Genomic DNA, 13387 nt, shown 5'->3' with positions numbered 1-13387 from the left:
GCTGTCGCGGCATCCCGCGGGTGAGGAGCGCGCCGCGCGCGTCTCCGTCCGTGGGTTGAGGAGCACGCGGCGCACGCCGCGCGCGTCTCGAAACCCCGGCCCCGCCGAACGGGTGGGTTTCGAGACACGGCGCTTCGCGTCGCTCCTCAACCCGCGGTATGCGGGGATGAGTCGCGGGCGAGCTAGCTGATCTTCGATTCGATGTTCTTGACCGCGGTGTTCCACACCGTCGTCGGGTCGCCCTGGCCCTTGATGAGCTGCAGCTCGGCCCCGCCCCAGTCGGCCCACACGGACGCCATCTCGGGGATCGCGGGCATCGGAACGCCGTTCAGGCCGATGTCGCCGAACGACTTGATGTCGGGGTCGTTCTTGGCGACGACCGCGTAGGCGGTCTTCAGCGCCGGCGGACGACCGCCGACCTTGTACAGCGCCTCCTGGGCGGTGTCGGTGCCGAGGTAGTCGACGAGGAACTTCGTCGCCGCGACCTTGTTCTGGCTCTTGGCGCTGATGAAGAACGCGTTGACGCCGAGGAACGGCTTCGCCGTCTCGCCGCCCGCGGAGGGCAGCGGGTCGATCGCGTACTTGATGCCGGCCTTCTTGATGGCGGGCACGTTCCACGGACCGGTGAGGTAGTACGCAGACTGACCCTTGTTGAACGCGTCGAGGGCGATGTCGCCTGTGATGTTGGCGTTGAGGATGCCCTGCTGTCCCCACTGCTTCACCGCGGCGGCGAACGTGAGGCCTGCGGCGTCGCCGAGGGTGAGCTTCGTCGGGTCGTAGGTGCCGTCGGACTTCTGCTCGAACACCGACGAGCCGTACGAGGTCTGCAGTGGGTACATGTGGTAGGGGTCACCCTGCTTGGGGTCGAGGCCCAGCAGGAAGGGGTACTTCACGGTGCCGGCGTGCGCGGAGACCGCGGCACGGCCATTGGCCACGACCTGGTCGAACGTGCTCACCGCGCTGGAGGCGAGAGCCGTGTTGCGCAGCAGCGCCACGTTCTCGATCGAGTAGGGCAGGCCGTACACGTTGCCGTCGTAGGTGACGGCCTGGATCGCGACGTCGGCGTAGTCGTTGGTCTTGTCGCCGAGCTGCAGCGGTGCCACGACCCCGTTCTGCACGTACGAGCCCAGCTTGTCGTGCGGGCTCACGATCATGTCGGGGCCCTTGCCCGTCGGAACTTGGCTGATGAAGTCCTTGTCGACGTTCGCGAAGTCCTTCACCACGAGCTTCACCGTGATGCCGGTGTCCTTCTTGAACTTCTCGGCGATCGGCTTGATCGCAGGAGCGCGCTGCGTGTCCAGCCAGATCGTGAGAGTTGCACCGGAGGCGGTCGAGCCACCGCCGCTCCCGCTCGGTGAGGAGCAGGCCGCGAGCGCCACGGTCGTCAGCCCGGCTCCTGCCAGCCCGAGGAAGGTGCGCCGAGTGAACGCACTGCTGGGGGTCACCGTCATTGGTGTGCCTTTCTTCGTGATTCGGGTCCGCCCGCGGCGCGATCTGCGCCGGATCATCGGACACCGGGGATGCAAGCGCTTACATCTATAGCAAACGCTTCCAGCCGATACCAATCCGCGTTACCGAATCGTGTTCTTCACGTTGCTGGATGCCTCGCGCACACGCGCCGAGCCGCTCTCGTCGGGCTGGGCGATACATCCATCAGACTCGCGCAAAGACGGGCAATCACGGCGATGGTGGCCAATCACGCGCTGGTGCTGTGCCAGCGAGGATGCACGGGCTATTGACGGGAGAACCAGATTGGAAGCGCTTGCACTCTTGCCCTACAGTTACATCCGTTTTCGTCGCGAGTGCGAGAACATGGGCATGCACGTGCATGTAACGATTCGAACAAGGACTTGACGAGCGTGAACACGATGGCTTCGACAGGCACGACATCCACAACCGGCGGGGGGCACGAGTGGTGGCGCACCGCCGTCATCTATCAGGTGTATCCGCGCTCGTTCGCCGATGCGAACGGTGACGGCGTGGGCGATCTGCCCGGCATCACGGCGCATCTGCCCGAGCTGCAGAACCTCGGGGTCGACGCCGTCTGGCTTTCGCCGTTCATGACCTCGCCTCAGCGCGACGCCGGCTACGACGTGGCCGACTACTGCGATGTCGACCCGCTCTTCGGCACGCTCGACGACTTCGACCGCATGCTCGAGGCCGCGCACGGCCTCGGGTTGCGCGTCATCATCGACCTCGTGCCCAACCACACGTCGTCGGATCACGTCTGGTTCAAAGACGCGCTGGCATCCTCGGACGGCAGCCCGGAGCGAGGGCATTACTGGTTCCGTGACGGCAAGGGCGAGAACGGCGATGAGCCGCCCAACAACTGGGAGTCCGTGTTCGGCGGACCGGCCTGGACCCGCGTCACGAACCCCGACGGCACGCCCGGGCAGTGGTACCTGCACCTGTTCGACACGTCGCAGCCCGACCTCAATTGGACCGACCCGTGGGTGTGGGAGCAGTTCCGGGGCATCCTGCGCTTCTGGCTCGACCGCGGCGTCGACGGCTTCCGCATCGACGTGGCCCACGGCATGGTGAAGGCCGACGGCCTGCCGGATGCCACGCCCGACGAGGCCGCCGGATCGATGGGCGGCGCGGGTGGCGCGCTCGCCCTCGAGCCCGAGATCAGCGACGAGCCGCCGAGCCTGCCGTACTGGGGCCAGGAGGGCGGACACGAGATCTTCCGCGACTGGCACAAGGTGCTCGCCGAGTACGACGGCGACCGGGCGCTGTGCGGTGAGGCGTGGGTCGACCCGCCCGCCAAGCTCGCCCGCTACGTGCGACCCGACGAGATGCAGCAGACGTTCAACTTCTCCTATCTCGAGACGCCGTGGCAGGCCCCCGCTCTGCGCACGGTCATCGCGGACTCTCTCGCCGCCTTCAACGGGGTCGGCGCACCGAGCACCTGGGTGCTCTCGAATCACGATGTCGTGCGGCACGCGACGCGACTCGGCGTGAGCGGCGACAACCCGCAGGGCCACGGCCTCGGGCCGAAGTCGAACGTCACCGTCGATGCGGTCACCGGGCTCCGGCGCGCCAGGGCGGCCACCACCGTGATGCTCGCACTGCCGGGCTCCGCCTATCTGTTCCAGGGCGAAGAGCTCGGCCTGCCCGAGGTGATCGACCTGCCCGACTCCGCCAGGCAGGATCCCACGTGGTTCCGCACCGACGGCGAGCGCTACGGGCGCGATGGATGCCGCGTGCCCATCCCGTGGACCGCAGCCGGCCCGTCATTCGGGTTCAACGACACCGGGGCGAGCTGGCTGCCGCAGCCGGCGATCTGGGCGCTGCTGGCGCGTGACGCCGAGGAACTGGATCCCGACTCGACGCTCGCGCTCTACAAGCTGCTGCTCGCCGAGCGCGAGGGACGCGGGCTCGGCGCGGGAGAGCTCGAGTGGCTCAAGGGCTTCGGCGACGATGTCGTGGCGTTCCGCAACGGCGGCGTGACGGTGGTGGCGAACCTGGGCGAGGCATCCATCGCGCTGCCCGACGGCGAGGTCGTGGTGTCGAGCGAGCCGCTGACCGGCACCGATCTGCCGACCGACACGGCTGTGTGGCTGCTGGGCTGATCCGGCCAGGAGTTTGACGGGCACGAGCACATGACGGGCGCAGGGGCATGACGGGCATCGACGAGGTAGCGCGGCTGGCGGGGGTCTCCACCGCCACGGTGTCGCGCGCTCTCAGCGGCAACGGTCCCGTCTCCCCCGCCACCCGTGACCGGGTTCGATCGGCGGCCGACTCGCTCGGGTACGTGGTGTCGTCGAACGCGTCGAGCCTGGCATCCGGTCGCACGCGCAACGTGGGCGTGGTGGTGCCGTTCCTCTCCCGCTGGTTCTTCTCCTCGATCGTGGAGGGCGCAGAGGCGGCGCTGGCCCGCAAGGGCTACGACCTCACGCTCTACAACCTCGGCGGAGGCGAGGAGCTGCGGCGCAGCGTGTTCGAGCACTTCCTGCTGCGCAAGCGAGTGGATGCCGTCGTGGCCGTCGCGCTGGAACTCACCGACGACGAGGTGAACCGGCTGCTGGCCATCCACAAGCCGATCGTGGGCATCGGCGGCCCGATCCCCGGGGTGCGCACGCTCACGCTCGACGACCTCTCGGTCGCCAGGTTGGCCACCGAGCACCTCATCTCGCTGGGACACACCCGCATCGCTCATGTCGGCGGCGCGGTCGAGTTCGACCTCGACTTCCACCTGGCGTCCACGAGGCGTCGCGGCTTCGAGCGCGCCATGCACGAGGCGGGACTGCCCATTCGCGACGATCTGTACCAGCCGGCGGACTTCACGATCAACGGTGGTTACGCGGCCGGCAAGCAGTTGCTGGGACGGCCGTACGACCGACCGACGGCCATTTTCGCGGCCTCCGACGAGATGGCGATCGGATGTCTGCTGGCCGCCCGCGACCTCGGCCTCACGGTGCCGCACGACGTCTCCGTCGTCGGCATCGACGACCACGAGCTGTCGGACTTCTTCGGACTGACGACCGTCGCGCAGTTCCCGAGGCAGCAGGGCGAGATGGCGGTGGACGTGCTGATGGGCGAGCTCATGCCCGAGCCCGGCGGCCCCGCCGCGCTCACCACGGAGCTCCCCTACCAGCTCATCGTGCGCTCGAGCACGGCCCGCCCCGCGGAGTAGCCACACCGGTGCGCGCCCCGCGCGCCGAACGTGCGGGTTCCTAGCGCCGAGAGTGTCGGCTCCTCCCGCCGAGGGTGCGCGTTTCTGCGCCCGAAAGTGCGCATCTCCCTCGGTGAGAGTGCGCGTTCCTCACCTCGGGCGTGTTGGTTTCTAGCACCGAGAAGAACCCGCACTCTCAAGGGGGCAAACCAACACTCTCGGTGAGAGAAATGCGCAGTCTCGGCGCCAGGAACCGACACTCTCGGCGTCGGAAAGCCGCACTCTCGGCGTTACGGTGGAGGCGTCAGCGGTCGACGACGCCGAGCTCGTCGAGGATCGGCTCGAGTTGCGCGAACAGACCGGGCTCTGCGGCGATGGTCAGCGCGCGGCTCGCTGCGGCGCCATGCAGGCCGGCGACCTTGGCACCGGCCTCGGCAGCGATGAGTGCGCCGCCCGCGTGATCCCAGGGCTTGAGGCCTTTCTCGTAGTAGGCATCCAATCGCCCGGCGGCCACGCCGCACAGGTCGAGCGCCGCGGATCCGATACGGCGGATGTCGCGCACCTGCGGAATGAGCCTGCTCACGGCCTCCGCCTGCAGCCCACGACGCCGCGAGTCGTACGAGAATCCGGTGCCGACGAGCGCGAGCGAGAGCTGCTTGCCGGTTGCCACCCGAAGCCGCGTGTCCCCCAGGTACGCCCCACCGCCGGCGCTCGCCGAGTACACCTCCCCCGACGCCGGATTGACGACGGCGGAGGCCAGCGCCCGCCACGTGTTCGGGTCGGGCTCGCCCTCCACGACGGCGATCGACACCGCGTAGGCGGGGATGCCGTAGAGATAGTTCACGGTGCCGTCGATCGGGTCGACGATCCAGGTGAGGCCGCTGCTGGACGCCGTGGCGTCGCTCTCCTCGCCGAAGAATCCGTCACCGGGTCGCGCCGTGGCGATGCGCTCACGAATGAGGTCTTCCGACTCGCGGTCTGCCGCGGTGACGATGTCTTCTGGAGCGGTCTTCGTGGCCGCCACCTCGACACCCTGCTCCCGGCGCAGCCGCACGAGCTCGCCCGCCTCGCAGGCGATCGTGCGGGCGAGATGAAGGAGTTCTCCGATCGCTTCAGGCATGTGTTCGATGCTACGGGGCGGAGGACCCGGGCCGGGCGCTTGGCGTGTCGCGAGCATCCGGCTTATGCTCCCATTCATCGAATCTTTGTTCGAGTCTTGTGCAAGGAGGATTGCCGTGAGCATCACTCATACCACCGACATCGTCACCGTCTGGCTGGGCAGCAACGGCGCACCGCAGAGGATGTTCTGGGCCGGCCACCGCTACCGCGTCACCGACACGCCCACCCGCCTCGGCCCCGAGCCCGACCTGCTGCTGAGCCCTGCGATCACCCACCCGCCGAGGCCGTCGACCGGCTGGCGATTCCAGGGAACCAGCGACGACGGCGACAGCCGCGTCTTCGACGTGCGCCGACGCGACGCCGGTGACGGATGGGAACTGCTGCGTGTGATCGACTGAGCCGCACGCGTGTGTCAGCATTGCACTCGTGAGCACCGACGCCGACGACTTCGCGCAGGACGCCGTGGATGCCGCCGAGATCGCCGCGGCGAAGCATCCATCAGACCACCCCATCTATCGGGCGACACCGCAGGAGGGCCTCGCGCGCTTCTTCGCGAAGTACGCCGTCTTTCACGGCCGGGCCAGCCGCAGCGAGTTCTGGTGGGCGTGGGCGCTGAACATCGTCGTGTTCTTCGTGGCAGGCATCGGCGTGGAGATGGCGACGTCGCTCGCCGGCCCGCACGAACCTCGCCCGACGCCTGGAAGCACCGTGATCGGCGTCGTCTTTCTTCTCTACGCGCTGGCCGTGCTCGTGCCGAGCGTCGCCGTGCTGGTGCGCCGGCTCCACGACGCGAACCTGTCCGGCTGGTGGTGGCTGCTCACGCTGGTGCCGTTCGCGGGGCCCGTGATCGGCGTGATCTTCGGCATCCTGCCCAAACAAGGCTACGGAAAGCGCTTCGACCGCGGCTGAAACCTCAGGCTCTGGATGCCCCGCTACTGCGGTGCGCGCCGTCCCGTCTGCTGCTCCCACACCTCGAGCTCCCTGGTGAGCGCCTTCGCGAGCTCGAAGACCTGCTCGGGCGGGATGCGCACCCGCGTCACGACGCGCGCGTTCACCGAGCGCTGCGGGGTGCCGTGCTCGTCGTGCGTCTCTGTCGCGGGGCCACGCAGTGAGGCGAAGTCGAGCACGAACACGTTGTCGGTGTGCCAGATGCTCGCGAAGTCCGCGAACGTGCCTGCCTCGTTCTCCGACGGAATGTCGAAGTTGATCTGCGTCGGCACGGATTGCTGCGCGTCATCCTGTTCGTCGGCCACGGCGCCCCCTCACGGTCGATGTTGCCCGCCGAAGTGAGCCTATCCGTGGCGGGCATCCGCGCGCTCGATGTCGCACTTACGATGGGTCCAATGACTGGCGCCCTTCCCGATCACGAGTTCCACAGCATGCTGGAAGAGCATGCCGCCGCGCTCGCCCGGTCGGAGAAGCGCACTCTGCTGCGCACCAGGGACGGCGGCATGTACAGCTACCGCAAGGACGAGCTGGGCTTTCGCCGCAGCAGCAATCCGTACTACGTGCGCACCTGGTGGGGCGTCGGGGTCATCGCCGTCATCGAGCTCGCCGGCGTGGCGCTGGGGATCTACCTCTTCGTCTCGCCCGGCTTGCACGACGAGGCCGCGGGTTGGACGCCGTTCTGGGGCGCCCTGTGGCTGATCGCGATCGGCGGTCTCCTGCTGGCCGTGTCGGTGACGCTCATGGTGCGAGAGTTGCGGGCCCGGCGCCGACGCCGCGAACGGGGGGCGCCGGAGCCCGCGTGATGCGGGGGCTCGCGAGACTTCACCTGGAGTCGACCGCTTCACTTTTTGCTGCACCGCAGTCGGCTCGAACAACTCGACGCAAGGGACAGCGGCTGCTCTGGCGGATCGGCGCTGTGTGGTGCGAGCATGAGGGTCGGCGAAACAGAACCGGCACTACCGTGAGACTGGACGTTGAACGCCAACTCGTCCCGAAGGCACTCGCGAAGAGCAAGTGTTGTTGTTCGGATGGAGCTGTGGGATGAGTGGTGGTGTGGACGGCCGTCTGGTGCGGGTGAGTCTGGCCGGTCAGATCAGGGATTACCTCACGCTGGAGATCGCTCAGGGGCGGCTTCCTCCGGGCACTCCGGTGCGGGAACTGGAGATCGCTCAGCGGTTGGGCACGAGTCAGACTCCGGTGCGGGAAGCCTTCCGTGAACTGACGGCAGCAGGCCTTCTGGAGTCGCGCACGCACGTCGGCACCAGGGTTCGGGAACTGGCGCAACAAGACCTCATCGACACCGTTCCGGTACGCGCCGCTCTGGAAGGTCTTGCCGGGCGGCTGGCTGCCACACGTATCGACGGAAAGCTCGATGAGGCCCGCGAAGCCGTCGCCACCATGCGGATGCTCTCCGATGGCAACGACCGACTCGCATTCGCCGGAGCGTCCACCCGTTTCCACCGCGCCATCGTGATCGCAGCAGGCAACGAGTCCCTCGCCCGCGCATGGAACGCGCTCGGCATCGAGATCATCACGATCATCGCGATGGCCTCAGACACCTACCCCCTCAGCCAAGCAGCCGACGACCACCAAAACGTTCTCGACGCCGTCGAATCCGGCGACCCCGACACCGCAGAGCACGCACTCGACAGCCACCTCAGGCACTACGTTCCAAACGATCCGGGCGAAACACCCTGACCGCGACGATCAGCGACCGTGCTCTTGCATGCTGCCCACGGCCTGCGCCACGGAGATGATCGTCTTGACGTTCACCGAGCCCGAGATCGCAGAGTCGCCGCCGTGGCGCACAAGGTCGACGAACTCGGCGACGACAGCCTGCCGATCGGTGAGCGCCAGATCTGCAACAGGTACGTCTACGCGCCCCGACTCGTCGGTGGTGAGTTCGATGAAAGCATCGTCAGCCGAAGCGGTCGCGTTGCCCGCCCAACGGATGACGCCCCGCGAACCTTCCATCTCCCACAAAGACGACCACGGAGTTTCGGGCGCATGGCTGACCTGATCTGCGCTGTATTCGACGAGCAGACCAGACTCCAGTTCGATCGTCGCCGAGAATGCAGTCAGACGGCCCGGAAGATTGCCGTAGACCCAGCGGCGAGCGTCCACGTCGGCGATCTCACCGAGAAGCGCTCGAACAAGATCGAAGTGATGCACTGAGATCTGATACAGGACCGAACCAGTCGCCGACCCGTCGGGCGCGGCCAAGGCGGGAGGATACGCACCGTGATCGCGCCGGAACGTGAGACGAACATTGCGAAGCTCGCCGATGGCGTCTTTCGAGAGCAGATCCGCGACGGTCGCCACTACAGGCCAAAACCGATAGTTCTGCGCCACGCACAGAATCAGACCTCGTTCGGCCGAAAGAGCGTTGAGATCCTCCGCCTCGGCAACCGTGACCGTGTAGGGCTTCTCCAGCAGCACGTGTTTCCCGGCGAGCAATGCCTCGCGCGCGAGGTCGTAGTGCGCTTCGATGCGGGCCGTGATCAGAACTGCGTCGGCCTCAATGGATTCGAGCGCCTCACGAAGGCTGACGAACTTGCGGTCCCCGGGCAACGCCGTGTGCTCCTCCAATCGTGATTCGTTGGAGTCAACGCATGCGATGACCTCGATGCCGGCGGCGTGCGGCAGAACGTTCTTCGCCCAGTCTTGACCCCACGGACCGAGGCCGACCTGGATCGTCGGAACGGGGAAGAGTTGCGTGCTGGATGTCATGATGTGCTCCTCAAAAGGCTGATGATCGTCGTGGATGTCGTGTGCGCGACACAGGCTCCGGTTCGTGCGCTTCTCCGTCAGGCAGTGTGCTGGGGATGTAGTGATCGAGGTGGCTGTCGAGTGCGTGCTCTGCGGTGTCGGGGTCGCCGGATTCGACGGCGTCGAGAACGTTTTGGTGGTCGTCGGCTGCTTGGCTGAGGGGGTAGGTGTCTGAGGCCATCGCGATGATCGTGATGATCTCGATGCCGAGCGCGTTCCATGCGCGGGCGAGGGACTCGTTGCCTGCTGCGATCACGATGGCGCGGTGGAAACGGGTGGACGCTCCGGCGAATGCGAGTCGGTCGTTGCCATCGGAGAGCATCCGCATGGTGGCGACGGCTTCGCGGGCCTCATCGAGCTTTCCGTCGATACGTGTGGCAGCCAGCCGCCCGGCAAGACCTTCCAGAGCGGCGCGTACCGGAACGGTGTCGATGAGGTCTTGTTGCGCCAGTTCCCGAACCCTGGTGCCGACGTGCGTGCGCGACTCCAGAAGGCCTGCTGCCGTCAGTTCACGGAAGGCTTCCCGCACCGGAGTCTGACTCGTGCCCAACCGCTGAGCGATCTCCAGTTCCCGCACCGGAGTGCCCGGAGGAAGCCGCCCCTGAGCGATCTCCAGCGTGAGGTAATCCCTGATCTGACCGGCCAGACTCACCCGCACCAGACGGCCGTCCACACCACCACTCATCCCACAGCTCCATCCGAACAACAACACCGTACCGCATTATCGATAATGCTTGACCGATAAAGCATCAGCCTATACGCTGACCGAAACGTAGCGCAGCCGCGGGCGGCGCACACAACCCGAAGAACCGCCGTCGCACCGAAAAGGGTGGCCGCGACGCAAACGCACTCAGGTAGAGATCAATGGTGATTGAGCAACAGGCTGCGCCGGCCATCGGCCAACGAATCGGGCGCCAACGTCGTGCCTCACGACGCACGGGATGGCGTGGAGCATTCGCCCTTCCCGGGTTCGTGTACTTGCTGATCTTCGCGCTGTATCCGATGTATCAGCTCGTCGTGATGTCGCTTAGCGACGTCACCAGCGCGAACATCCTCGGCGCGTGGTCGTTCAACGGTTTCTCGAACTTCGCGTCGACGACATCGAGTGCGGCGTTCGGGGTCTCCGTGGCGAACACGCTCATCCTGGTGGCAAGCCTCTTGCTCATCGGACTCATCGGCGGAACGATCGCAGCGCTCGCGCTCCAGCGAAGCGGTTGGCTGACGAACCTCACACTCGGCCTGATGATCTTCGTCTGGGCGCTCCCACCCGTGGTCGCAGGCAATCTTTGGAAGTTCCTGCTCTCCGACACCGGCGTGGTCAACTCCGCGCTCATGAGTACCGGAGCCATTCACAAACCGATTCTCTGGCTCGTCGACTCGCACCTCGCATTGCTGTCGATCGTGTTGATCTCCGGCTGGCTCGTGCTGCCGTTCGGCGCGCTCGTCGTCCGTTCGGCATTACTCGACGTACCTCAGGACCTTCTCGAGGCAGCCTCACTCGATGGCGCAGGCGGTCTCAGTCGTTTCTGGTACGTCACGCTTCCGCATCTGAGGCCGACGCTGTGGGTGTTGGCCGTGCTCCTGGTCGTGAACGCGTTCCGCAGCTTCGACCTCATCTACGTGCTCACCGGAGGCGGGCCAGGGAATGCGACCTACACGCTTCCGTTCCTCGCATACCAGCAGGCATTCCAGACCTTCCAATACGGAATCGGCTCTGCCACCTCGATCCTGTCGCTTCTGATCGTGCTCGCCCTGGCTCTCGCCTACGGCTGGGTGCAGAGAAAGGATGCCCGATGAAGCACCTGCCCTCGCGCATCGTCACAACGGTGCTGCTCCTCGCTTATGCCGTGCCCCTGCTCTATCTCGTCCTGACGTCGCTGAAGAACAATCAGGACGTTGTGGCACACTCGGCGTCGCTGATCTTCGTCCCCTCGTTACAGGGATACGTCAGCGCCTTTCAGCAGGGGATCCTGGGCGCCGGACTGAGCACCATCCTTATTGCGGGGATGACAACGGTCGTGTGCCTGGTCATCGGGCTGCCGACGGCTTACGGGCTCGCAAGATCGCGTTCGATCCTCATTCCGATCGGGCTTTCGATCCTGATCATCTTGCAGATGATCCCCCAGACGGCGACGCTCATCCCTCTCTACCAGGTACTGGGCAGTTGGGGAATGCTCGGCTCGTACCTCGGGCTGATCGTCGCAGACGCCGCGATGCTGCTGCCCTTCACCATCATCCTGTTGCGGCCGTTCTTCGCCAGTGTGCCCCTCGAACTCGAAGAGGCGGCAGCGATGGACGGGGCCACCAAGCTGGGGACCTTCGCCAGGATCGTACTTCCCGTCGTTCGCAACGGGGTGATGACCGTAGGAACTCTGCTCTTCATCATGACCGGCGGCGAATTCATCTACGCCGTCAGCTTCTTGTCGAACCCTCAGCAGTATCCGCTCAGCGCCACGGTGGCGCAGCAGATCTCACAGTACGGCGTCGATTGGCCGGCCCTGATGGCGATCGCAGTACTCGCATCGATACCGACCTTGATCGTCTTCGCCGTGGGGCAACGCACGCTCGTTCGAGGGTTGTCGCTCGGCGCCGTCAAGTAACGCAACAAACCCATGCACTGAATCAAGGAGGAAGAAGTGTCTCAGGAAGTACAACTCACAAGCACCTCGTTCAGCCGGCGCAGTCTGTTGAAGGCGGCAGGTGTCGGGCTCGGCGTGTTCGCCTTCGCGCCCTTGCTCACCGGCTGCGCCGGCGGCTCGGGAGCCGGCGGCAGCAAGACGGTCACGTTCTGGCACTACACAGTCTCATCGGACAAGGTCGCGACCGGGACGAACAAGGCCATGGCGGCGCTCTTCGAGAAGGCGAAGCCCGGCTACACGATGAACCTGGTCTACATTCCCGCGGAACAGATGACCAACAAGCTGATCGGCACCGCCACCAACAAGCAGGGCCCGGACACGATCATGCACAGCGGCGACCTCGACCAGCTGGTGCCGGCGAAGGTTCTCTCTGATCTCAGCGACAAGTTCAAGGCTTGGGATCAGAAGGACAAGTTCCCGGAATCGGCGCTCGGAAAGCGCAACGGCAAGATCTACTCGATCAAGTCATACGCCAATCTCATCGGGCTCTGGTACAACAAAGACATCCTCGACGAGTGCGGGGTCACCGACCTTCCGACTACCTTCGACGAGCTCGGCACCGCCCTGAAGAAGGTCGGCAGCAAATACATCGGCCTCGGCATCGCCGGAGCAGGGGACAACACGAACGCCGACTGGCAAGGTCGTCCCTTCTATTCCGGTTTCGGGTTCGACTATCTCAAGCCCAAGGTCGGGCCGCTCGAGGAGACGTTCACGCTGCTCAACGACTGGCGAAAGGCCGGCTACCTTCCGAACGATGTCGCAACTTGGACCCAGGTGTCGTCATTCCCTCGGTTCACCGCCGGCCAGGTGGCATTCTGCGTCAACGGCAACTGGCAGCTCGGCAACGCCAAGGCCGACGCGAAGTTCAAGTTCGGTGTCGTGCCCATGCCTCGCGGCCCGAAAGGCGGCACCGTCTATATGGGCGGCGAGGAATTCAGTGTCGGAGCCTTCAGCGAAGACCCCGACCTCGCGTGGGAGTCGCTGGCGGACTCATGGTGGAGCAAGGAGGGGAGCCTGCTCACGCTCACCAGAGGGGGAAGCATCCCGCTGCGAACAGATCTCGCGGACGCGAAAGAGCTTCAGGATCCGATCATCAAGCAGTTCCAGCTGGCGACTAAGTACGGGACCGCCTATCCGGACGCGGGTCTCGGTACGAACGTCGTGGCCGCGCGCCAGGCCATGGGGACCGGATGGAACGCCATGATGTCCGGTCAGCAGACACCTGCCGCAGCGGCACAGAGCGTCGTCGACGCTCTGCACAAGCTCGGCTTCTGAAACCCCGGGTGGTCCGGGGCGA

Annotated in this window: 14 protein-coding genes; 9 read left to right on the top strand and 5 right to left on the bottom strand. The window is 65.8% G+C overall.

Features of this window, described 5'->3' with window-relative positions; translation table 11 throughout:
- Positions 1-182: 182 nt before the first annotated feature.
- Positions 183-1451, bottom strand: coding sequence for a sugar ABC transporter substrate-binding protein (locus tag FPZ11_RS16250; RefSeq protein ID WP_146322112.1), 1269 nt, complete (start codon positions 1449-1451; stop codon positions 183-185).
- A gap of 417 nt (positions 1452-1868) precedes the next feature.
- On the opposite strand from FPZ11_RS16250, the gene FPZ11_RS16245 reads away from it, so the two are divergent.
- A complete protein-coding gene (locus FPZ11_RS16245; RefSeq protein WP_146322111.1) occupies positions 1869-3572 on the top strand; it encodes a glycoside hydrolase family 13 protein in 1704 nt (567 codons plus the stop codon).
- 47 nt (positions 3573-3619) lie between these two features.
- Positions 3620-4636 (top strand): LacI family DNA-binding transcriptional regulator, encoded by a 1017-nt coding sequence (locus FPZ11_RS16240; protein ID WP_146322110.1) that lies wholly within the window; start codon positions 3620-3622, stop codon positions 4634-4636.
- Positions 4637-4919: 283 nt separating this feature from the next.
- On the opposite strand, the gene FPZ11_RS16235 is transcribed toward FPZ11_RS16240, so the two are convergent.
- Positions 4920-5735, bottom strand: a complete 816-nt coding sequence (locus tag FPZ11_RS16235; RefSeq protein WP_146322109.1) for an inositol monophosphatase family protein — start codon at positions 5733-5735, stop codon at positions 4920-4922.
- A 115-nt stretch (positions 5736-5850) separates the two neighbouring features.
- Here FPZ11_RS16235 and FPZ11_RS16230 point away from each other — a divergent pair, with 115 nt between their 5' ends.
- Both FPZ11_RS16230 and FPZ11_RS16225 read left to right on the top strand, forming a co-directional pair.
- Positions 5851-6132 (top strand): hypothetical protein, encoded by a 282-nt coding sequence (locus FPZ11_RS16230; protein WP_146322108.1) that lies wholly within the window; start codon positions 5851-5853, stop codon positions 6130-6132.
- A 28-nt stretch (positions 6133-6160) separates the two neighbouring features.
- On the top strand, positions 6161-6643 hold the full coding sequence (locus FPZ11_RS16225; protein ID WP_168203881.1) for a DUF805 domain-containing protein: 483 nt from the start codon (positions 6161-6163) through the stop codon (positions 6641-6643).
- A gap of 23 nt (positions 6644-6666) precedes the next feature.
- Here the strand turns inward: FPZ11_RS16225 and FPZ11_RS16220 are convergent, their stop codons facing one another.
- A complete protein-coding gene (locus FPZ11_RS16220) occupies positions 6667-6987 on the bottom strand; it encodes a DUF3467 domain-containing protein (protein WP_146322106.1) in 321 nt (106 codons plus the stop codon).
- A gap of 90 nt (positions 6988-7077) precedes the next feature.
- Here FPZ11_RS16220 and FPZ11_RS16215 point away from each other — a divergent pair, with 90 nt between their 5' ends.
- Together FPZ11_RS16215 and FPZ11_RS16210 are read left to right on the top strand one after the other, a co-directional pair.
- Complete coding sequence (locus FPZ11_RS16215) at positions 7078-7485, top strand: hypothetical protein (RefSeq protein ID WP_146322105.1); 408 nt, start codon at positions 7078-7080, stop codon at positions 7483-7485.
- A gap of 238 nt (positions 7486-7723) precedes the next feature.
- Positions 7724-8380, top strand: coding sequence for a GntR family transcriptional regulator (locus tag FPZ11_RS16210; RefSeq protein WP_146322104.1), 657 nt, complete (start codon positions 7724-7726; stop codon positions 8378-8380).
- A gap of 9 nt (positions 8381-8389) precedes the next feature.
- On the opposite strand, the gene FPZ11_RS16205 is transcribed toward FPZ11_RS16210, so the two are convergent.
- Both FPZ11_RS16205 and FPZ11_RS16200 read right to left on the bottom strand, forming a co-directional pair.
- Entirely contained in the window at positions 8390-9412 is a 1023-nt protein-coding gene (locus FPZ11_RS16205) for a Gfo/Idh/MocA family protein (protein ID WP_146322103.1), read from the bottom strand.
- 10 nt (positions 9413-9422) lie between these two features.
- Positions 9423-10136, bottom strand: coding sequence for a GntR family transcriptional regulator (locus FPZ11_RS16200; protein WP_146322102.1), 714 nt, complete (start codon positions 10134-10136; stop codon positions 9423-9425).
- 179 nt (positions 10137-10315) lie between these two features.
- Between FPZ11_RS16200 and FPZ11_RS16195 the strand changes: the two genes are divergently transcribed.
- Genes FPZ11_RS16195 through FPZ11_RS16185 form a run of 3 tightly spaced genes read left to right on the top strand, consistent with a single transcriptional unit; the run spans position 10316 to position 13365 of the window.
- Complete coding sequence (locus FPZ11_RS16195) at positions 10316-11248, top strand: carbohydrate ABC transporter permease (protein ID WP_146322101.1); 933 nt, start codon at positions 10316-10318, stop codon at positions 11246-11248.
- On the top strand, positions 11245-12051 hold the full coding sequence (locus FPZ11_RS16190) for a carbohydrate ABC transporter permease (protein WP_146322100.1): 807 nt from the start codon (positions 11245-11247) through the stop codon (positions 12049-12051). Before FPZ11_RS16195 ends, FPZ11_RS16190 begins: the two co-directional genes overlap by 4 nt.
- A gap of 36 nt (positions 12052-12087) precedes the next feature.
- The gene (locus FPZ11_RS16185) at positions 12088-13365 is read left to right on the top strand and encodes an ABC transporter substrate-binding protein (protein WP_146322099.1); all 1278 of its coding nucleotides are present in this window, start codon (positions 12088-12090) and stop codon (positions 13363-13365) included.
- Positions 13366-13387: the final 22 nt, after the last annotated feature.

It is taken from the genome of Humibacter ginsenosidimutans (assembly GCF_007859675.1).
GTDB lineage: Bacteria > Actinomycetota > Actinomycetes > Actinomycetales > Microbacteriaceae > Humibacter > Humibacter ginsenosidimutans.
The sequence above is the reverse complement of the archived record's forward strand: the minus strand, read 5'-3'. Positions and strand labels throughout refer to the sequence as shown.

What these genes read in the sequence shown, in the direction of transcription:
- FPZ11_RS16245 (WP_146322111.1), top strand. Translation starts at nt 1,869, where the DNA reads ATGGCTTCGACAGGCACGACATCCACAACCGGCGGGGGGCACGAGTGG.
- FPZ11_RS16190 (WP_146322100.1), top strand. Translation starts at nt 11,245, where the DNA reads ATGAAGCACCTGCCCTCGCGCATCGTCACAACGGTGCTGCTCCTCGCT.
- FPZ11_RS16235 (WP_146322109.1), bottom strand. Translation starts at nt 5,735, where the DNA reads ATGCCTGAAGCGATCGGAGAACTCCTTCATCTCGCCCGCACGATCGCC.
- FPZ11_RS16250 (WP_146322112.1), bottom strand. Translation starts at nt 1,451, where the DNA reads ATGACGGTGACCCCCAGCAGTGCGTTCACTCGGCGCACCTTCCTCGGG.
- FPZ11_RS16200 (WP_146322102.1), bottom strand. Translation starts at nt 10,136, where the DNA reads ATGAGTGGTGGTGTGGACGGCCGTCTGGTGCGGGTGAGTCTGGCCGGT.
- FPZ11_RS16205 (WP_146322103.1), bottom strand. Translation starts at nt 9,412, where the DNA reads ATGACATCCAGCACGCAACTCTTCCCCGTTCCGACGATCCAGGTCGGC.
- FPZ11_RS16210 (WP_146322104.1), top strand. Translation starts at nt 7,724, where the DNA reads ATGAGTGGTGGTGTGGACGGCCGTCTGGTGCGGGTGAGTCTGGCCGGT.
- FPZ11_RS16240 (WP_146322110.1), top strand. Translation starts at nt 3,620, where the DNA reads ATGACGGGCATCGACGAGGTAGCGCGGCTGGCGGGGGTCTCCACCGCC.
- FPZ11_RS16215 (WP_146322105.1), top strand. Translation starts at nt 7,078, where the DNA reads ATGACTGGCGCCCTTCCCGATCACGAGTTCCACAGCATGCTGGAAGAG.
- FPZ11_RS16195 (WP_146322101.1), top strand. Translation starts at nt 10,316, where the DNA reads ATGGTGATTGAGCAACAGGCTGCGCCGGCCATCGGCCAACGAATCGGG.